Raw genomic sequence first — 19,726 nt, forward strand, 5'->3', positions numbered from 1 at the left:
GGCAGGAAGAATCGACGAAGACATGACATCGAACAAGCGCCGGCGGCATACCCCGGATCAGATCATCCGCAAGCTGGCCGAGGGCAACAAGCTCCTGGGGACTGGCCAGGAACTCGCTGAGGTGTGTCGGCACCTGGAGGTCACCGAGTCGACCTGGCATCGCTGGGTCGCCCAGTACGGCGGCATGAAGGCCAACGAGGCCAAACGGCTCAAAGAGCTCGAAGCCGAGAATGCCCGGCTCAAGAAGCTGGTGGCCAATCAGGCCCTCGACATCGGACATGGTCAAGGAGATCTCGTCGGGAAACTTCTGACCCCGAACCGCAAGCGCAGCGCCGTCACAGCGCTGCGTGAGCGGTTCGGGGTGTCTGAATGCCGCGCCTGCTCGGTGGTCGGCTTGCACCGCTCCACGATGCGGCTGACGCCGGCGCCGGTCACCACTGAGGAGGCCGAGCTGCGGGCCTGGCTGCGTCGGTTCTCCACAGACCGGCCACGCTGGGGATGGCGCCGGGCCGCGAAGATGGCGCGCCGAGCGGGTTGGAAGGCCAACAACAAGCGCATCCGCCGGCTGTGGCGCGAGGAGGGTCTGCGGGTGCCCCAGCGCCGCCGCAAGAAGCGGCTGACCGGTGTCGGCGTCACCGTCGGCGCGATGTCCCCAATCCGACCGAACGCGATCTGGGCGATGGACTTTCAGTTCGACACCACCGCCAACGGACGCACCCTGAAGATGCTCAACGTCATCGACGAGTTCACCCGCGAAGCACTCGCCATCGAAGTGGATCGCTCCATCGACGCCGACGGTGTCGTCGACGTCCTGGACCGCCTGGCACTCCTCCATGGGACGCCGCACTATGTGCGCTTCGACAACGGACCTGAATTCGTCGCGCACGCCGTAGCTGATTGGTGTCGATTCAACAGTGCCGGTTCGCTTTTCATCGATCCGGGCTCGCCGTGGCAGAACGCCTGGATCGAATCATTCAACGGCAGACTCCGCGACGAACTGCCCAACCTATGGCGGTTCGACTCGCTGCTGGAAGCCCGAGTGATCATCGAGGACTGGCGCCGCGACTACAACGCCAACCGGCCCCACTCCGCCCACGGCGACCGCACCCCAGCCGAGTTTGCCCTACAGTGGGCCACGACCCACCAACCGAAAGTCGCATAACGACTGGACCACCAAACGGGTCCCTCTCACGCTCTTCAAATGCTGAGCGTTAAGCAGCCACAGCTGATCGACTCGATCCTCGAGGAGATAGAACACCGGTTTCCAATACACACCGGTCGATTCCAACCCGACCCGGCTCACCTGATGCGAAACCAGCCAGTCGCCCAATGCCACCAGTTCGGCGGTATCAGTGCCGAACGTCTTTGTCTCACTGCCGCGTCGACGGCCCTGCGGGAACCGCACGGTGGCGACCACCGTGTCTCGATGCACATCCAGACCCGCGCAAAACTCGACCACCTCATCCACGATCAACCTCCCGACTCGCACCAACAGGACAGGGCGACTGCCGGAGGAAGGTCGTCGATCAAAGGAGTCTGAAGTTCGCGCTCACCGGCAGCACAACCGGGTGCCCACAACCCTCCACGCCATACTTTTTTCCGGGCTCACGGGCACCAAGCGGCGTCGGCGTCAGCCCAGCAGCCACCACTACCAGCATCAACCCATGCCCGCACCAACGCAACACCGGCAAACGCCCGCGAACGCCGGATTCTCATTTCATCGGGTGCGCCCGCAGCGGGCCCATTAGTACTTTTTTTAAAAACTGGCGGTCCAAACGTAATTCGGCGTTCTCCTTGCGTAGCCGCTCCAACTCGGCACGCTCATCAGCATCAAGCACCGCGCCATTATCGCCGCCGTCGTCGCGGGCCTGGCGCACCCACCGGCCCAGCAACTGCTCACCCACACCGATCTCAGCGGCCACATGAGCGATCGGACGACCCGTCTCGATCACCAGACGGGCCGCCTGCTCCCGAAACTCCGGGGTGTACTTCTTACGCTTGCCCGAACATACGGACATCCTTCCCGTGAGACCAGCAGTCCCACCAGTCAGGTGTCCACCATCAGGGGTCAACCCCAAGACCGCCGACCAAATCCTCGAATCCGTCGCCAGCTACTGCAAACGAATTAACAACTCAGGACACTAGTCGACGGACGCGAGGAATTGTCAATACCTGTGGATCGGGGTGTTTCAGGCGACCTCCGTTTCGGTTGATTCGGCCGGCTCGGGCGGTGTGATGTCGGCGGGGCGTTCGAGTAGCTTGCCTTTGTGGAAGACGGCGCCGGCACGGACGAGGGCGACCAGGTGGGGTGCGTTGACTGCCCGCCACCGGGCTTGTGCGGCGTCGATAAGCTTGTAGGCCATGGCAATTCCGGCCGCGCGGGATCCCGGCCCCTTGGTGACCTTCGTCCGCAATCGCACGGTGGCGAAGGTTGATTCGATCGGATTCGTGGTGCGCAAGTGGATCCAGTGTTCGGCTGGGTATTTGTAGAACTCCAACAGCACGTCGGCGTCGTCGACGATCTTGGCGACCGCCTTGGGGTACTTGGCGCCGTAGTCGATCTCGAAGGCCTTGATCGCGACCTGCGCGTGGTCGAGGTCCTCGGCGTTGTAGATCTCCCGCATCGCCGCGACCGCACCGGGTTGCGCCGATTTGGGCAGGCAGGAAAGGACATTGGCCTGTTTGTGAAACCAGCAGCGCTGCTCGCGGGTAGCCGGGAACACCTCGCGCATCGCCTTCCAAAAGCCCAGTGCACCGTCACCGACGGCCAACACCGGGGCGATCATCCCGCGGCGGCGACACGACCGCAGCAGATCGGCCCACGACTCGGTCGATTCTCGATACCCGTCGGCCAGGGCGACGAGTTCCTTGCGGCCATCGGAGCGGACCCCGATCATCACCAACAGGCACAGCTTCTCCTGCTCGAGGCGGACCTTGAGGTGAATGCCGTCGACCCACAGGTAGACGAAGTCAGTGCCCGACAGATCCCGGGCCCCGAAGGCCTTGGCCTCCTCCTGCCACTGGCTGGTCAGCCGTGTGATCGTCGTCGCCGAGAGCCCGGCACTGGACCCGAGGAACTGCTCCAAGGCCGGCCCGAAGTCACTGGTCGACAGGCCGTGCAGGTACAGCAGCGGCAGCACCTCAGTCATCTGCGGGGACTTGCGCGCCCACGCCGGCAGGATCGCCGAGGAAAACCGCTGCCGCTCACCGGTATCGGCGTCGATACGCTTGTCGTTGACCCGCGGCGCGGTCACCGCCACCGCGCCCGCGGCGGTCAACACCTCACGCCCGGCGTGGGAGCCGTTGCGGACCACCAGCCGGCGACCGCTCTCATCGAGCTCACCGGCGTGGGCATCGATGTAGGCGGCCACCTCAGCCTTCAGCGCCGCGGCCAGCATCTGCCGGGCGCCGTCGCGCACGATCTCATCCAACAACGACCGACCACCGCCGTCATTGGCGTTGGCCTCATCGGTGTCGTGAACTACGGTGAGCATGGGCGTACCTTCCCAACCAGCGCGTCAACGCCGGTCTTGATCAGAGAACCTTGGACTTCAGATCATCCCCGGGAAGGTGCGCCCACTTTCATGCCGCCCCACCGAGGGTCATCCACAGGTTCTGATCATTGCTCGACGGACGCTCGTTTCCAGCTGTCGCGGTTGTCACGGTTGCGTCCAGCAGAGTGGTGTATGAGTCGGACCTGATTAGCGGTACCGGCGTGTCGTAGCCGAGTGATTGAGGGTCATCGCGTGATTCTTCGAGGGACCCGTCAAAGTCACTCGAGCAAAGGAATCGACGCGATGACCGTTGCCCACACCTGCCTGCGGTGCTGGCTGAACGACTCACCACCTGCCATCCCGACGTGTTGCGCGAGCTGCTGGCCACGTTTATCCACACCCTGATGGGTGCTGAGGCCGACGCCCTGTGCGGCGCCGGATACGGCGAGCGCAGCACCGAGCGCACCAACTCCCGCAACGGCTACCGGCACCGCCAATTCGACACCCGCGCAGGCTCATTGGATCTCGCGATCCCGAAGCTGCGCCAGGGCTCCTACTTCCCGGACTGGCTGCTGGAACGCCGCAAACGCGCGGAGCGGGCTCTGACGACGGTGGTCGCGACGTGCTACCTACTCGGTGTCTCCACGCGACGGATGGACAAGCTCGTCGAAACTCTCGGCATCACTTCGCTGTCGAAGTCGCAGGTGTCGGTGATGGCCAAGGAACTCGACACCGCAGTGGAAGCCTTCCGCACCCGGCCCTTGGACGCCGGCCCGTACACCTTCGTGGCCGCCGACGCCCTGGTGCTCAAGGTCCGCGAGGGCGGGCGGGTGGTCAACGTGCACGCCCTGATCGCGGTCGGGGTCAACGCCGAGGGCTACCGCGAGATCCTGGGTATTGACGTCAGTACCGCCGAGGACGGAGCCGGCTGGTTGACGTTCTGGCGGTCGCTGACCGCCCGAGGACTGTCCGGGGTCAAATTGGTCACCAGCGACGCCCACGCCGGCCTGGTGGCCGCGATCGGCGCCACGCTGCCCGGCGCGGCATGGCAGCGCTGCAGAACCCACTACACGACCAACCTGATGGCCATCACCCCGAAAGCCTCGTGGCCGTGGGTCAGGACGCTACTGCATTCGGTACTCGACCAACCCGATTCTGAATCCGTTGCTGCCCAATACGATCGGATCATCGACGCGCTCGCCGACAAGCTCCCCAAGACAGCTGAACACCTGGAAGCGGCCCGGCCGGATCTCTTGGCGTTCCCCGCGTTCCCCAAGCAGATCTGGCGCCAGATCTGGTCCAACAATCCCCTATCGGTTAACCGGCCCTCCCACGACACGACCGTGGATGCGGCGTGAGGTTCGAGGCCGCCGGTCATGCGGGGCGCATGCTGACAGGGCCGAGAGGGGTAGGCGATGACTGTTCGGGTGCGTACCAGCAGCGAGGGCTATGCGATCGACGGCCCGTGGGAGGGGTGCGCAGCGGCGAACGCATTCCTGGTGCATCTGGTCGGACGCGGGTTCAGTGCGGCGACGGTGCGGGCGTATGCCTTCGATGTGCTCAATTTGGCTCGGTTCCTGCTCGACCGTGATCTCGCGGTGGCGGCGGTTGGCAATGTCAACTTGAAGTGGCCCCAGTGTGACGGCTAGTTTTGGCCCCCCCTTCGCGGTGCGTTGGGATTTTCTGGCGTTGAGGTGGCTAGCCCCAGAAGATGCCTGAGGGGTTGTGATCGATTTCGGTGAGCACATCGTGGATGTGCGGTGTGGGGTCGATCGTGTCGTAGCGGTGAAATTTGAGGTGTCGGTCTCGCCAGTACAGGGTCCAGGTGTTGGTGGTGGCGGTGTAGCGCAGTCGTGCGATCGGGAAACTGGTCCAGTCTGGACCGTAGTCTTCGCGCCACGGCGCTCGTCGTTCGACGATGGTGAGGTGCCGGGCAGCGACGTCGCATTCGACGCGGACTTGGTGACGCGCGTGTTCGGGCACTCTGGCCGCGCACCACTGTTGCACGCGTGCGATATCGAGTTCGGGTAGGGCCATTGGGTCACCACCGGGCGTGTCGGTGGCGGCGGTCAGGGTGTCGTAGGCGGTGTCGAGTTGGCGTTGACGGCGGCGGTGGGGTTCATGATTGGACTCGGCAGCCAGAGCATCGATCAGGTCGTCGAGTTCGGCGGCGGTCATCGTGAGATGAAGCTCGCCGCCGTGGGCGCAGATCGCGAAAACCGCTCTCTGACAGTTGTTGTCGAGGAAGGGCAGGGTGCGCAGGGTCGCTGCGGTGTCAGCGTCGATGGGAATGTCGCGGCGCGGTTGGGCTGCGGTCAGTTGCTGGCGACGCAGATCGTAGATTGATGCTGCCCAGTTGCTGATGGTGCCGTCGTCGCCGCAGTGGCTGCATTGCCAGCCGATGGGTTGCTCAGCATCGCCGCGGACCACCGTGATGCGGCCCGGGCAGCGGCGGTTGGCGGGTCGGCGCCGACACGGCAGCGCGGTTTCCCACCGGGTGTGAGCGTCGCCGGCCGACGCTGCGGAAACGATGCCGCCCAGGTGCTCGGCGAGCGCACGGGCCGGCCCGGGGTCTCGGGGCCCACGTCGAGGAAGTGCTGCAGATCGGCGACCAACATGACCTGGTCACTGTATCGGCTGCAGGCCGGCCAGAGGCGCGTGAGTTACTGCGCGGTGCTGGTGCGGCGGGTGCGGGCATGGGCGAGTCGGTAGGAGGTGGTGCCGGTTTCGATGATCTGCCCGGCGAAGGTCAACCGGTCGACGATGGCCGCACACAGTCGCGGGTCGGTGAAGGTCTTGGTCCACGCGGAAAACGGCTCGTTGGACGCGATCGCCACCGAGGCGCGTTCCTCGCGCTCGGTGAGCACCTGGAACAGCAACTCCGCACCGCGGCGGTCCAATTGCAGGTAGCCCAGCTCATCGATGAGCAGCAGATCCACCCGACCGTAGCGGGTGATCAACTTACTCAGGTGGGCCTCGTCGGCGGCCTCGACGAGTTCATTGACCAGCTTGCTGGCCAGGGTGTAGCGGACGCGGTAACCGGCTTCGGCGGCGGTGGTTCCCAACCCGATCAGCAGGTGAGTCTTGCCGGTCCCGGAGTCGCCGATCAAGCACAAGGGTTCACCGGCTTTGACCCAGGCGCAGGTCGCCAGGGTGCCGATGACTGCGGGGTTGATCGCGGGGTTGGCCTCAAAGCTGAACTCGTCAAGCCGCTTTGGCCGAGGGAACCCGGCGTCATGAATACGGCGCTGCGCCCGGCGGCGATCCCGGTCCTCGCATTCGGCGATCATCAGCTCCGATAAGAACCCCAGATAGGACTGCTGTTCACGTTCGGCCGCGGCGGCGATCTCGGCGAAGCGGTCACGGATGGTGGGCAGCCGCAACATCCGGGCGCCCTGTTCGATTGCCGCGACCGCGGCCTGATCGGTGACGGTGTGACGCGCGGTGGTGTTCATGAGCTCTGCTGCCCCAGCAGCGTGTCATAGGGGGCCACCGACGGCAACGGCCGCTCGTCGGCGATCAGGCGGTGCTCAGCGAGCCGGAGCACCTGGGCGCCCTCACCGCCGCCGGGTGGCGAACCGAGGCCGGCGCGCTGTTCGGCGGCCCGGCGGGCTTCCAGCGCCACCACATCGGCATTGACCGAGCCCACCGACAGCGCAGCGCTGATACCGGCCAGCACATCAGCGCGGTCGAGGTGACGGTGCAGCAGCAGGACTTCAACCAGCACACGGGTTCCGCCAGCATCCCCATGAACCCGCCGGGCTGCGGCCCACCACGCGTCATGTTCAGCGGTGAACAGTTTGGCCGCCCGCGCTTGAGCCAGTGCGGTGGCCCCCGGCAACGCACCGGGTTTGCGGGCCAGGATCTCCAGATAGTGGTCCAAGTCCAGCACCTTGGTGCCTTTGCCGACTGCCCGGGGATGACGTGCCACCACCGTGGTGCGGTCATAGACAGTGACATGCGACGCCGACAGTTTCACCCGCACACGATGCCCGATGAACCGGGCCGGCACCGAATACTGATTGCAGCGCACCATGATCTGGGCGTACCGATCCACCCGCGGAGTCAGCGTCAACGCCGTCTCAAACCCCTGATCGGCAACAGGCTGCAGGAACTGCCGCTCGGTTTCCCAGTCCTGGCCAACACTGTTGGCGCGGTTAGCGATCCGACGACGATCGTCGGCGTCGTCAGCAGCGGCCAAGAAGGCGTTGAGCTCGTCGATGGAGTCGACCACCGGCATCGGCACGCAGTGATTGCGGCGAAACCGGCCCCCTTCGCCTTCCACGCCGCCCTTTTCGTGGCTGCCGTCGTGACCGGGCTGGCAATACCACGCTTCAAAGCCGTAGTGCGAGCGGAACGCGATCCAGCGTTCATTCTCCTGACGGGACCGTCCGAACAACACCTGCTTGACCGCACTATTGAGATTGTCGTAACGGATCTTGTCGACCGGCACCCCGCCGAGGCGGTCGAACCCGTAAACGTGGCCCTCCAGAAACGCTTCCTGGCCCTGGGTGGCGAACGCCCGATGCGCTGCTCGCCCCGAGAACGACAACCGCATCGTAAACAGTGCGGTCTTGGTCTTCACCCCGGCCAGCATCACCCACAGATCGTGGAAGTCGACCTCGGCTTCAGCGCCGGGTCGGTAGGTCTGCGGCACAAATCCCGCCTCCAAGGCCCGGCCCGCCTCCGCAGCGATCTGTGGGCGACGTTTGCGGATGTGGTCGCGCACCGTCGAATACGACAACCCGGCAGCGTCATGCTCATCGACCAGCCGCGCCAACACCCGTCGCGCGGTATGGCGTTGCTTTTTCGGGGCATCCAGATCCGAACGCAGCATCTCATCGATGGCCGCCTTGAACGGCTCCAACCGCGGCGCCGCTCGCGGCCCGGTCTTGCGCGGCGGCGGCACCGCCGAATCCAACGCTTGGCGCACTGTGCGTCGATGCACCCGGTACTTATCTGCCAGCGCCCGGATCGACAAACCCTCAACCCGACGATCCCGGCGGATCGCTGCGAACTGCTCCACCCGTGTCCTCACCTTTCCAGCCACCAACCCTTCACCAGCGATCCGGGCCATCCGGAACCGCCTGTGATCACTGTCAGGTGGGGCCAATTCACGCCGTCATAACCGACGCGGCGTGTCGTCAAGGTGGGGCCAACTCAGACCGTCACAACAGCACACCCGCGACCACACAGGTGGGGCCACTTTCGACCGCCCACCCGGGGCCAAATCAGGCTGTCACAGCCACGCGGTGACGCCGGTGGAGGTGTTCGAGTGGATCGACTGGCAGGACGTGCGCCGTGACCCCCGGTGCAACCCGGCGAGAAGGAATGGCGGGAGCGCGGCGGCATCGACGATTAACCGGCGGGTCGCGGCGGTGCGGGCATTGTTCGAGTACCTGGTGATGACTGGGATACGTACCGACAACCCGGTGCCCTCACCGCGGCGCGGGCAGGGACTGCGACCGGTGGCGCGGGGGCCGCTCGGGCATCTGGGCCCGGGTCGGCCTCGGGCCGGAGGCCGACTGGTGCGGCAACCGCGATTGCTGCCCGAGTCCCTCGACGCGGATGCAGTCGAGCGGTTCGTGGCGTCGTTGCGAACCCATCGGGATCGGGCGATGGTGTGGGCGATGCTATTCGGGGGCTTACGCAGCGCCGAGGTGCGATCCTTGCGGTTGGCCGACATCGACTTCGGCCGGCGACGAGTGCGGGTGCTCGGCAAAGGCTCAAAGGAACGGGTGGTGCCGGTCGATGCAGCATTCTTCACCGAACTGTCGGCCTATCTGCGCCTGGAACGCCCACCAGGGTTGGCGACCGAGGAGTGTTTCGTGGTGCTGCGCGGACCCTCCGCGGGGGCCCCGGTCAGCGAGGCCGGACTGCGGTCGCTGTTTCGGCGGCACCGAGACCACTCCGGTGCGACGAGGGTACGTCCGCATCGGCTCCGTCATACCTACGGCACTGAACTCGCCTCTGCTGGCATCGATCTGATGGTGCTGCGGGAGTTGATGGGCCACGTGTCCCCGGAAACCACCGCCGGCTACGTGCACCTGTCGGTCGAACAACTCGCCGCCGAATACGGTGCGGCTCGCGCCAGCCTCGCTGGGACACGACGATGACCAACCGGACGCTCGCATCGATCGACCTACTGGCCGACTCGGATGCGGTGCTGGACGACTATCTCGAGTACGTTTCCGGCCTAGGTCTCAGTGGCAGGTCGGTGCGTGGTCGCACCCGCAGCGCGAGCACCTTCCTGACCGAGCACCCGGATCTGCAGGACTGGATGACTCGACCGGCGGCCGAGCGGTTGGCCGAGCTGCGCCACAGCGGGGCGTGGCCATTGCTGTGTCATGTCGTTGGCCGGGGCGCGTTACGGCTCGACCTCGAACTCGCGGCCGTCAAGAACCTCACTGGCCTCGGCCGGGCCGTCGAGGACCGCGACCCGGACGGATTCGCCGCCGTGCGCACGGCCGGGCTGGCCTTGGGCTGGACACCGCAATGGATCGAGACGGTCCTGGGTGAATGCCTGGCGGTGCTGCTCGCCTGGCACGGCGGACTCGTCCACGATGTCACCAACGGCACGGTCGACAAGTTCGATGCCGCACTGGCTGCCACACAGTCGATCCCGGCATCGTCGAGGCGCGCCTACCGCAACCGGATCGCCGGGCTGCGGCAGATGCTTTTTCACGCCCGCATCGTCGACACACCACCACAGCGTCGGCGGTGGGCCCGCAGCTACGCCCAACGCTTCGCCGACGTGGCGATGACCGACCCGATCCGGCAGACGCTGCTGCGTTACGTCACCGTCAGGGCATCGGTGCTGCGGCCGAAATCCGTCGAATCGTTGATCAACGATCTGCTGCCGTTCGCGGACTATCTCAGCACCACTCATCCCGAACTCACCTCATTCGAGAATCTGGATCGCCGTCACATCGAGGGTTTCCTGGTCTGGAATCGCACCCGCACCTGGCGTGGGCAACGCGCCGCCGCCGGCGCAGGACGCACCATCTCCAAGGCCGTGATCCAATCGACGGTGCTGAGCGTGCGCAACCTCCTCGATGACATCACCGAATGGGGTTGGGAGCAGGCACCGCCGCGTCGTCTGGTCTTCGCCGTCGATATCCCGAAACTCGATCAACCCCTGCCACGCGCCCTGCCACCTGATATCGACGCCGCGGTGATGAACGCGGTTGCCCAGCTGGAGGATACGTTTACCCGCGTCGGGTTGACGGTGCTGCGCGGGGCCGGGCTGCGAATAGGGGAACTGCTCGACCTCGAACTCGACAGCGTCATCGACTACGGACCCGCCGGCACCTGGTTGAAAGTTCCGTTGGGCAAGCTCGCCACCGAACGCATGGTTCCACTCTCGGCCAACACCATTGCCGCGTTGGACCAGTGGACCAGCAGACGTGGTGTTTGCCGCCCACTGCAGCATCCCCGTACCGGAGCGCCTACCGATTTCCTGTTCGTCTTCCTGTTCGTCGCGCACGGCCGCCGCCTCGGGCAGACGCGGTTACGCAAAGGCCTGCTCGCCGCCGTCGAGTCCTGCGGGCTGCACGGAACTGGCGGCGCACCGTTGGTGGTAACCCCGCATCAGCTACGCCACACGTGGGCCACCGAACTCGCGAACGCGGGCATGAGCCTGCAGGCTTTGATGGCACTGCTCGGACATGTCACCCCGCAGATGACGCTGCGTTACGCCACCCTGGCCTCCCCGACGCTGCGCGATGCCTACGACCAGGCCATGGGAAAGATGCGACGACAGTTCACTCTCACTCCGGTCGGCAAACCCATCGTCCCCGATGCGGTCAGCTGGCTCGGTAGTGAGATGCTCAAAACACGTGTCGCCCACGGCTACTGCGCCCGCCACCAGAGTGCCGGCGCCTGTCCCTATGCCAACATCTGCGAAACCTGCGACAACTTCGTCACCGGCCCCGAGTTCCAAGGCGCACTCAAGGCACAACGCAGCGACATCCAAACCCTCGAAGCAGATGCCCGCGCCCGTGGCTGGCTCGACGAAGCCGCCCGCCACCACCGTGTCGCCGACGCGTTGACCGACCACCTGCACCGCCTCGACCGCTGACCGAATCGACCACCTGGGGTTGATGCGCCCCCGAGGGCCGGATAAAGGAACGGCTCAACAAGGAGATCCGGCGTCGCACCGACGTCGTGGGTATCTTCCCCGACCGCGACGCCCTGATCCGCCTCGTCGGCGCCGTGCTGGCCGAACAACACGATGAATGGGCCGAATCCCGGCGCTACCTCGGCCTGGATGTCTTGAGCAAATCCCGCGCCGTCAACGACACCCCGACCGAACAGGAGGCCACCCCCGCGGCACTGACCGCCTGAACCATCACCTCGAAGAATCACACGACGACGTCGTACACCACGTCCCTGGACTTGACCGTTGTCACAGAGCAGTGCAGTCATCGCTCGCCAGACCTCGTCCGCCAAGGATCACGCAACACCGGCAGCCTCCCCGCGCCGATCGTTGGCTGCGGTCAGCTGCGGAGCCGAGCGATGCGCGCGCCCCGACGGCGAGTACATTCCGCCATCTGCGACCGCGATGCATTGAAGCACTAACAACCCCGACGTGCCGAACTCCTTGTGAGCAAAGCATTGGGCCGTGCGACGACCACCCCAAGGACAAGTTGATGCGTTCCGCTGCCTCCGATCCCCAATGCTGCGCTGCGAGCGACTGATCGACCTCGCTATATGTTCGACACAGGAGATCTTTGCCTCTCGAAAACGGAATGGGATTATCGATGCGAAGGGGTCGGCGTCGCCAATAACGCAGAAGGCTCGGTGACAACCCCAGCCCGCTCAACGCCTTCGGCTGAAAATGCGCGCCTCCCGCATACCGCCGACCAGCGATCGGAGCCTAATCCATGGTGATGGTCACTGCTTTGACTTGCGTGTAGGACAGCAACTCCTCCGTTGACTCTTCGGATCCGATACCTGATGACTTCCGACCGCCGAATGGTAGCCCCCAGTAGTGACGTGCACTGCCGTTTATCCACACGTAACCGGCATCAAGCTCCGCAGCCATGCGATGTGCTTGGCGCAAGTTGTTGGTCCACACTGCGGCGGTCAATCCGAAGTCAACGCTGTTGGCGACTTCGACCGCCTCGGCCTCGTCACGGACAGTCAGCACCGAAAGAACAGGCCCGAAGATCTCGTCGCGGGCGACGGCGGCCTCCGGGGTCACGCCGGCCAACACGGTCGGCGCGACGTACCAGCCTTTGTCGCCCACCCCCTCCGCACGTCCCCCACCAGTAAGCACGCTGGCGCCCGCCGCCCGTCCTGAGTCGATAGCCCGCAGCGACTTCGAGTACTGGGCTTGGTCGATGACAGGTCCCATGTTCGTGCCATCAGCGAGCGGGTGGCCCACTTTGATACCCGCGACCTCATCGACGACCAAATCAATGACCTCGTCAGCGACCGCTTCGTGCAGGAGCAGTCGACTAGTTGAGCCACACGATTGGCCGGCTGTGGTGGTGAAGTTCATCCCCACGACCGCACTTCTTGCCGCCGCGGCAAGGTCGGCGTCCGGCATGACGATCATGGGGTTCTTGCCGCCGAGCTCGAGCGTGACGTATTTGACGCCGTGCTCTGCAGCCAAACGCTGGATACGGCGACCGGTACCCGGGGAGCCGATGAAGCCGATTCGCCGGACCAATGGATGGGCGACCAACGCGGCTCCGGCAATTGCTCCGTGTCCGGTCACCACGCCAAAGAGACCCTCGGGTAGAACCTCCCTGGCCAGCTCTGCGAGCCGAATGGCAGAGAGCGGTGTTTGGTCGGGCGCTTTGAGCACCACGGCGTTTCCCGCCATCAGCGGAGCAGCGATCTTAGATCCCGCAAACAAGACGGGATGATTAAAGGGGACGATTCGAGCGACCACGCCATAGGGTTGCTGCAGTGTGTAATGGAGGTCTGTCGAGAGTGGAATAGTACGCCCGCCGAGGTCCAGTGCGGCGTCGGCCATCAACTCGAGCACTTCGGCGGCCCAGTTGACGTCGTCGCGCATTGCAGGCAGCGGAAAGCCGCCGTCGATTGCGTCCAGCAGCGCAAGTTCTTCGGCGTGATCTCGCATCAGTGTCGCCAAAGCTCGCAGCGCGGTGCCGCGCTGTCGCGGCGTCCGAAGTGCCCAATCATGTTGGGCGGCATGCGCAGTCGCCACCACTTTGTCGACATCTTCGGCACTGCAGTCCGGCACTTGGGTCAACACGTCCCCGGTGCATGGATCGTCTACGTCGTAGACACCATGGGTCCCCAGAGTCGCAGCACCTAGCGGAAGCGTCCACGTCCTAGAGACTGCACGTAGCGCGTCGTCCAGGGACGTCACCTCGTGTCGACCCCGTACATCACTCAAATTCACTTCGTGGCACCTAATTTCTTTCGGCCTATCGATTCTCCGCGGAGAAATGGAACACAAGCGGCGGAACAAGAGCGCGGTGACGCTCGGCAATCGTCGGAATGCCACCCGTCCGCCCAGCCGATGACCGACCACCTGTGCCGTCGTTCGTTTTTAGATTGGGACCGCCGTCCGCGGTCACACGCGCTCTGGTCACGGGGTCTGGGTTAGCGTGACTTCAGACGGCACGTCCAACCCGTCGAGGTGGGGCGCCGCGTAGCGCTGCTGCAATGCGGCCCATCTCCTGCCGGCCTCGCGCGCTCCGTCCAGATACGACTCCGGCACTTCGGTGTAGGGCGGCCGGGTGGGCCCCGTGCGCATGAAACCCGCCGCCTGGAACTGCGCATTGTCGATCTGGATGCTGTACTTCAAAAATTCGGCGAAGTTGCCGCTCGGGTAGAGCGTCTGGAGAGCTGCCTCAAGTTCGTAGGTGAGTGCTTGGCACTCGTCCCAGCGCTCGGCCCTAATCAGGTCGCGCAAGCGGGTCACCGGTGCTGGGCCGCAGGCCACGTTGCCCGACCAGCAGGCGGTGACCTGCTCCGGGAACAGCCGCGCGAAGTAGTACCAGTCGTTTTCGAGCGGCAGCAGCCGTATGCGGCCGTCCACCGCACGGAGGTCGGACAGAAAGGCGGAGCCACTAAGGAGCCCGAGATGCTTGGCCGCGACGACCTGCGGTATATGGCTGAGCGCCTCGTAGGCCGACGTCCCAATCTTCCCCTTGAAAGCACCCGGGTTGTCGTAGACCACCAGCGCCAGGTGGGGCAACGTCTCGGCTACGTCTCGGTAGAACCGCACAATGCCGGCGTCATCGAGCGGCAGCCACATAGGACGCCCGACGAACAGACCATCGGCGCCGAGCTCGCCGAGCCGGTGGCCCCGAGCGATCGTGTCGCGCGTGTTGAGTGTCGTCGCGCCGGCGAAAACGGGGATACGCCCTGCGACGGCGTCGACTACGGTAGCAACGAAACTTTGCAGCTCGTCCCACGTGAGCGAGGCGCACTCGCCGAACGTGCCCGTGGTCATGAGGACGTCGACCCCACCGCGGACCATCGCGTCGGCGAGTTTCGCCGCCTCTTCGAGGTCCACCGAGTTTACGGTGTTAGTGTGGTCGGCAGTCGGGGTGGACGGAGTGGGGATGATGCCCACGACGCCGGTTACATCGTCAGCGGACAATGTCAGTTTAGTGGCCACGTTAGCTCTGTTTCTCTCGGGCGGCCCTTAGCGGGCGCGGAGATTTGCGGGGATCGGAGGGACCGGGTGCGTGCCCACAGACAGCTCAGGCTCTTCGAAGTAGAGGTCTAGGGCTTTCAAAGCTGGGATGTCGTTCACCGAGAACAGAACGGCTTCTTTCGCAGACCGGTTGATGAAGTGGTGCGTGCTCCAGTTGGGCACCACGAAGCTATCGTGCGGACCCCAGTCGAGCTCCACTCCGTCGACGACCGTCGTCCCTTCGCCGCGCACGACGAAGTACACGGCGCTCGAGGTGTGGCGGTGGGCTTCGGTCCGCTGGCCCGGCCGCAGCAACTGCACCTAGCAATCCAGGGTGGGCATGGTTGAGCCACCTGTGACGGGGTTCGCATAACGCAGGACTACGCCGTCATAGGGACTACCGGCAAGACCCGCCATGCGCCCGAGCTGTCGTTCCACGTCACGCCACGGGTAGCGGAACGGGAAATTCGCCATCTTGGCCTGTTCCCAGGCGGGGCGCACCAGCCCACCTCGATCGGCGAGGTGCTCGCCCGGGTTCTCGCGCTGCGGCTGCCGCTTCTCCCCGAAGGACTCGTAGAAAGGCACGTTCAGGCCGAGCACCAACCCGATGTCCAGAACGTCGAACCAGACGACGTTCTCCGAGGTCGTGTTCTCATGATCGTGCCACGCCCAGCGGGGAGTCAGGACCAGATCGTAGTCGTCCATCTGACACGGTTCCCCGTCAACCACCGTTACCAGGCCTGGGCCACCGTGAATCGCGAACCGCAGGGCCGCCATGCTGTGGCGATGGGCATAAGCGATCTCGCCAGGCTTGAGCATCTGCATGCCCATGTTCATTGTATGGGTCGTTCCCCGGGCAGCCGGGTTGATGAAGGAGAGATTGCGACGCGCTGTGAAGCTCTCGGGCATCACGTCACACGACTTCAAAAGCTTCGCGTGTACGTCCTGCCACCGCCACAGAAATGGAACACCAGCCGGCCTAGGTCCACCGACGACATTTTCCAGCATCTCGTCGTACACCCATTGTCCTCGTAGGTTCGCCGCCTCGAGCTCGGCGTCGAACTCGGGAAGCGTTGGGATTTGACTCACAAGCCTTCGTGCCCTTCTCTGCTTTCCAGAACTTACCTCTGTATTAGGAGCTTAACTGCGGGAGAGGGATCTCGTCAATAGCGCGACGTGCCTCACTTAGTTTGAGCGCGTGGCCGGTGGTGGTGCCTCACCTATTTTGAGCGCGTGGTCTAGAAGGCTTGCCCGATGTGGAAGGCAAGATCGATATGGCTGCGAGGCGGCAGGTAACGAACAAACTGCGAGGTCAGTACCGCAAGGCATCCAAGGCGGACAGGGGCAAGATTTTGGATCGGGTGGTGTCCACGACCGGGATGGGTCGCTCCACGGCCCGGCGGATGCTGACCGGCCCGAAGCTGCCGGACCCGGCCGCGCAGGTCGATGGGCGCGCGCTGCGGGCGCGGGGCTTCAGCGACGACGCCAGGGCACTTCTGGAGCACGTGTGGGCGTTGATGGGCATGCCGTGCGGCAAGTACCTGGTGGTCATGCTCGATCTGTGGCTGCCGTTGCTGGCCGAGGCCGGTGATCTTGACAAGCCGTTCGCCACCAAGGGGCATCCGCTGAACTCAAGACAATGAGCGCTGCGACCGTGGACCGGTACTTGAAACCGGCCCGGGACCGGATGCGGATCAAGGGTATCTCGACGACCAAACCCTCACCGCTGCTGCGGAACTCGATCACCATTCGTACCTGTGCCGATGAGGCGCCCGATGCCCCAGGGGTGATCGAGGCCGACACCGTGGCGCACTGCGGCCCGACACTGATCGGCGAGTTCGCCCGCACGCTGACGATGACCGACCTAGTGATTGGCTGGACCGAGAACTGCTCGATCCGCAACAACGCCTCGACGTGGATCCTGGCGGGCATCGCTGAGCTGCAGCAGCGGTTCCCCTTCGACCTGGTGATCTTCGACTCGGACTGCGGGTCGGAGTTCATCAATCACGATGTCGCGGGCTGGCTGCAGGCCCGCGACATCGCCCAGACTCGCTCGCGGCCGTACCAGAAGAACGACCAGGCGCATGTGGAGTCGAAGAACCACCATGTGGTGCGCAAACACGCGTTCTACTGGCGCTACGACACCCCCGACGAGCTAGAGCTGCTCAACCGGCTGTGGAAGCTGGTGTCGCTGCGCCTGAACTTCTTCACCCCGACCAAAAAACCCGTTGGCTACACCACCACCGCAAACGGTCGCCGCAAGCGCATCTACGACAAGCCGGCCACCCCGTGGCAACGCCTGCAAGCATCAGGACTCCTTGAAGCACAACAACTCTCGAACGTTGCCGACCGAATCGAGGGCATCAACCCGGCCGATCTGACCCGGCAGATCAACACCATCCAAATGCAACTCCTGGATCTGGCCCAGGCCAAGACCGAGGCCCTCACCGCCGCCCGCCACCTCGACCTGGAAGCATTGCAACCGTCAATCAACCGATTGGCCACGGCGAAGTAACGCAAGCCCCCACGCGCTCATTATGCGTGAGGCACCAGCTCACCCTTCGCGCTCACAATTAGGTGAGGCACCTCGTAGCGGTGAACAGGTGGGACGAAGGGTCAGCACGGACCCGATGGTCATCGACTTGATGAGGTACCGGGGCGCAATGCGAGTCGCAAAGGTCGCACAACAGCCGGCACTTCTCAGCCGTCGCGACACCTTCGTAAGTGCGGTTTGTCAAGGGGGTTGGGGCGGCCTGCCCTGTCCTCGTCTCTACGTGGTGCATCAAACGGGTTTGATAGCGTCCCGGGGAGTGGTGGACTTCGGATCTGGCGTGGTTCACGCGTTGCGATCAACGAGTCGTGTTGAACGCTAGGTGATTTGGTGTTGTTTGGCAAGTGCTGCAGCGGCGTGTTTTGCGGCGATGACCGTGCGTAGTTCGTCCATCGAGACATCGGACAGATAGCGGCGGGTGACCTGCCACTCGTCATGAGACTCGATGACCACCGCGGTGGCCAGCCGCAGGAACGCCGCCGGGTTGGGGAAGATCTCCACGACATCGGCTCGTCGCTTGATCTCCTTATTCAGTCTATCGGTTAACCGGCCCTCCCACGACACGACGACGTGCCTCACTTAGTTTGAGCGCGTGGCCGGTGGTGGTGCCTCACCTATTTTGAGCGCGTGGTCTAGAAGGCTTGCCCGATGTGGAAGGCAAGATCGATATGGCTGCGAGGCGGCAGGTAACGAACAAACTGCGAGGTCAGTACCGCAAGGCATCCAAGGCGGACAGGGGCAAGATTTTGGATCGGGTGGTGTCCACGACCGGGATGGGTCGCTCCACGGCCCGGCGGATGCTGACCGGCCCGAAGCTGCCGGACCCGGCCGCGCAGGTCGATGGGCGCGCGCTGCGGGCGCGGGGCTTCAGCGACGACGCCAGGGCACTTCTGGAGCACGTGTGGGCGTTGATGGGCATGCCGTGCGGCAAGTACCTGGTGGTCATGCTCGATCTGTGGCTGCCGTTGCTGGCCGAGGCCGGTGATCTTGACAAGCCGTTCGCCACCAAGGGGGCATCCGCTGAACTCAAGACAATGAGCGCTGCGACCGTGGACCGGTACTTGAAACCGGCCCGGGACCGGATGCGGATCAAGGGTATCTCGACGACCAAACCCTCACCGCTGCTGCGGAACTCGATCACCATTCGTACCTGTGCCGATGAGGCGCCCGATGCCCCAGGGGTGATCGAGGCCGACACCGTGGCGCACTGCGGCCCGACACTGATCGGCGAGTTCGCCCGCACGCTGACGATGACCGACCTAGTGATTGGCTGGACCGAGAACTGCTCGATCCGCAACAACGCCTCGACGTGGATCCTGGCGGGCATCGCTGAGCTGCAGCAGCGGTTCCCCTTCGACCTGGTGATCTTCGACTCGGACTGCGGGTCGGAGTTCATCAATCACGATGTCGCGGGCTGGCTGCAGGCCCGCGACATCGCCCAGACTCGCTCGCGGCCGTACCAGAAGAACGACCAGGCGCATGTGGAGTCGAAGAACCACCATGTGGTGCGCAAACACGCGTTCTACTGGCGCTACGACACCCCCGACGAGCTAGAGCTGCTCAACCGGCTGTGGAAGCTGGTGTCGCTGCGCCTGAACTTCTTCACCCCGACCAAAAAACCCGTTGGCTACACCACCACCGCAAACGGTCGCCGCAAGCGCATCTACGACAAGCCGGCCACCCCGTGGCAACGCCTGCAAGCATCAGGACTCCTTGAAGCACAACAACTCTCGAACGTTGCCGACCGAATCGAGGGCATCAACCCGGCCGATCTGACCCGGCAGATCAACACCATCCAAATGCAACTCCTGGATCTGGCCCAGGCCAAGACCGAGGCCCTCACCGCCGCCCGCCACCTCGACCTGGAAGCATTGCAACCGTCAATCAACCGATTGGCCACGGCGAAGTAACGCAAGCCCCCACGCGCTCATTATGCGTGAGGCACCAGCTCACCCTTCGCGCTCACAATTAGGTGAGGCACCTCGCACGACCGTGGATGCGGCGTGAGGTTCGAGGCCGCCGGTCATGCGGGGCGCATGCTGACAGGGCCGAGAGGGG

General features: G+C 64.5%; 15 protein-coding genes and 5 pseudogenes. 9 read left to right on the top strand and 11 right to left on the bottom strand.

The features are described from left to right. Positions 1–22: 22 nt before the first annotated feature. On the top strand, positions 23–1,162 hold the full coding sequence (locus tag EXE63_RS02070; protein ID WP_168140584.1) for an IS3 family transposase: 1,140 nt from the start codon (positions 23–25) through the stop codon (positions 1,160–1,162). Here the strand turns inward: EXE63_RS02070 and EXE63_RS02075 are convergent. From EXE63_RS02075 to EXE63_RS02085, 3 genes are all read right to left on the bottom strand, one after another. Then, entirely contained in the window at positions 1,124–1,468 is a 345-nt protein-coding gene (locus EXE63_RS02075; protein WP_168140585.1) for an IS110 family transposase, read from the bottom strand. The two genes, EXE63_RS02070 and EXE63_RS02075, sit on opposite strands and share 39 nt — an antisense overlap. Before the next feature lie 244 nt (positions 1,469–1,712). Next, complete coding sequence (locus EXE63_RS02080) at positions 1,713–2,018, bottom strand: transposase (protein ID WP_168140586.1); 306 nt, start codon at positions 2,016–2,018, stop codon at positions 1,713–1,715. 171 nt (positions 2,019–2,189) lie between these two features. Beyond that, positions 2,190–3,494 carry an IS256 family transposase gene (locus EXE63_RS02085; RefSeq protein WP_006242318.1) on the bottom strand — a complete coding sequence of 435 codons (1,305 nt, stop codon included), beginning with the start codon at positions 3,492–3,494 and terminating at the stop codon, positions 2,190–2,192. Positions 3,495–3,814: 320 nt separating this feature from the next. Between EXE63_RS02085 and EXE63_RS02090 the strand changes: the two are divergent. Further along, positions 3,815–4,804: pseudogene (locus EXE63_RS02090) on the top strand (IS256 family transposase); the annotation flags it as partial. Between the two features lie 105 nt (positions 4,805–4,909). Then, on the top strand, positions 4,910–5,143 hold the full coding sequence (locus EXE63_RS02095; protein ID WP_234904137.1) for a hypothetical protein: 234 nt from the start codon (positions 4,910–4,912) through the stop codon (positions 5,141–5,143). A gap of 49 nt (positions 5,144–5,192) precedes the next feature. Here the strand turns inward: EXE63_RS02095 and EXE63_RS33390 are convergent, their stop codons facing one another. The 3 genes from EXE63_RS33390 to istA all read right to left on the bottom strand — a co-directional run bounded on the left by EXE63_RS33390 (position 5,193) and on the right by istA (position 8,532). Next, the gene (locus EXE63_RS33390; protein WP_366515274.1) at positions 5,193–5,924 is read right to left on the bottom strand and encodes a DUF3024 domain-containing protein; all 732 of its coding nucleotides are present in this window, start codon (positions 5,922–5,924) and stop codon (positions 5,193–5,195) included. A gap of 233 nt (positions 5,925–6,157) precedes the next feature. Beyond that, positions 6,158–6,949: an IS21-like element helper ATPase IstB gene (gene istB, locus EXE63_RS02110; protein WP_062895396.1), complete on the bottom strand. Its 792-nt coding sequence runs from the start codon at positions 6,947–6,949 to the stop codon at positions 6,158–6,160. Beyond that, positions 6,946–8,532, bottom strand: a complete 1,587-nt coding sequence (istA, locus tag EXE63_RS02115; RefSeq protein WP_062887208.1) for an IS21 family transposase — start codon at positions 8,530–8,532, stop codon at positions 6,946–6,948. The genes istB and istA overlap by 4 nt, the downstream gene beginning before the upstream one ends. Positions 8,533–8,743: 211 nt before the next feature. Between istA and EXE63_RS02120 the strand changes: the two are divergent. The 3 genes and pseudogenes from EXE63_RS02120 to EXE63_RS02130 all read left to right on the top strand — a co-directional run. Further along, positions 8,744–9,610, top strand: a pseudogene (locus EXE63_RS02120) (tyrosine-type recombinase/integrase); the annotation flags it as partial. Next, the gene (locus tag EXE63_RS02125) at positions 9,607–11,574 is read left to right on the top strand and encodes a site-specific integrase (protein WP_168140587.1); all 1,968 of its coding nucleotides are present in this window, start codon (positions 9,607–9,609) and stop codon (positions 11,572–11,574) included. The pseudogene EXE63_RS02120 and the gene EXE63_RS02125, both read left to right, overlap by 4 nt. Before the next feature lie 47 nt (positions 11,575–11,621). Then, positions 11,622–11,840: pseudogene (locus EXE63_RS02130) on the top strand (transposase); the annotation flags it as partial. A gap of 532 nt (positions 11,841–12,372) precedes the next feature. Here the strand turns inward: EXE63_RS02130 and EXE63_RS02135 are convergent. The 4 genes from EXE63_RS02135 to EXE63_RS32725 form a co-directional block, all read right to left on the bottom strand. After that, complete coding sequence (locus EXE63_RS02135; RefSeq protein WP_234904166.1) at positions 12,373–13,839, bottom strand: aldehyde dehydrogenase family protein; 1,467 nt, start codon at positions 13,837–13,839, stop codon at positions 12,373–12,375. A gap of 222 nt (positions 13,840–14,061) precedes the next feature. After that, positions 14,062–15,099: a dihydrodipicolinate synthase family protein gene (locus EXE63_RS02140; RefSeq protein WP_168140588.1), complete on the bottom strand. Its 1,038-nt coding sequence runs from the start codon at positions 15,097–15,099 to the stop codon at positions 14,062–14,064. Between the two features lie 27 nt (positions 15,100–15,126). Beyond that, complete coding sequence (locus tag EXE63_RS32720) at positions 15,127–15,438, bottom strand: cupin domain-containing protein (protein ID WP_234904140.1); 312 nt, start codon at positions 15,436–15,438, stop codon at positions 15,127–15,129. After that, positions 15,439–16,137, bottom strand: coding sequence for a cupin domain-containing protein (locus EXE63_RS32725; RefSeq protein ID WP_234904141.1), 699 nt, complete (start codon positions 16,135–16,137; stop codon positions 15,439–15,441). A 359-nt stretch (positions 16,138–16,496) separates the two neighbouring features. Between EXE63_RS32725 and EXE63_RS32730 the strand changes: the two are divergent. Further along, positions 16,497–16,733, top strand: a pseudogene (locus EXE63_RS32730) (integrase catalytic domain-containing protein); the annotation flags it as partial. Positions 16,734–16,756: 23 nt separating this feature from the next. Then, complete coding sequence (locus tag EXE63_RS02150) at positions 16,757–17,632, top strand: integrase catalytic domain-containing protein (RefSeq protein ID WP_234904142.1); 876 nt, start codon at positions 16,757–16,759, stop codon at positions 17,630–17,632. A 354-nt stretch (positions 17,633–17,986) separates the two neighbouring features. Here EXE63_RS02150 and EXE63_RS02155 read toward each other — a convergent pair. After that, positions 17,987–18,208 (bottom strand): annotated as a pseudogene (locus tag EXE63_RS02155) (transposase); the annotation flags it as partial. A 110-nt stretch (positions 18,209–18,318) separates the two neighbouring features. Between EXE63_RS02155 and EXE63_RS33350 the strand changes: the two are divergent. Next, positions 18,319–19,578, top strand: coding sequence for an integrase catalytic domain-containing protein (locus EXE63_RS33350; protein ID WP_181023472.1), 1,260 nt, complete (start codon positions 18,319–18,321; stop codon positions 19,576–19,578). The last annotated feature ends 148 nt before the right edge of the window (positions 19,579–19,726 follow it).

It is taken from the genome of Mycolicibacterium frederiksbergense (assembly GCF_012223425.1).
Taxonomy (GTDB): Bacteria; Actinomycetota; Actinomycetes; order Mycobacteriales; family Mycobacteriaceae; genus Mycobacterium; species Mycobacterium frederiksbergense.

Coding starts and splice junctions, on each gene's coding strand:
- EXE63_RS02080 (WP_168140586.1), bottom strand. CDS start 2,018: ATGTCCGTATGTTCGGGCAAGCGTAAGAAGTACACCCCGGAGTTTCGG.
- EXE63_RS02070 (WP_168140584.1), top strand. CDS start 23: ATGACATCGAACAAGCGCCGGCGGCATACCCCGGATCAGATCATCCGC.
- EXE63_RS02095 (WP_234904137.1), top strand. CDS start 4,910: ATGACTGTTCGGGTGCGTACCAGCAGCGAGGGCTATGCGATCGACGGC.
- EXE63_RS02125 (WP_168140587.1), top strand. CDS start 9,607: ATGACCAACCGGACGCTCGCATCGATCGACCTACTGGCCGACTCGGAT.
- EXE63_RS02085 (WP_006242318.1), bottom strand. CDS start 3,494: ATGCTCACCGTAGTTCACGACACCGATGAGGCCAACGCCAATGACGGC.
- EXE63_RS02150 (WP_234904142.1), top strand. CDS start 16,757: ATGAGCGCTGCGACCGTGGACCGGTACTTGAAACCGGCCCGGGACCGG.
- istB (WP_062895396.1), bottom strand. CDS start 6,949: ATGAACACCACCGCGCGTCACACCGTCACCGATCAGGCCGCGGTCGCG.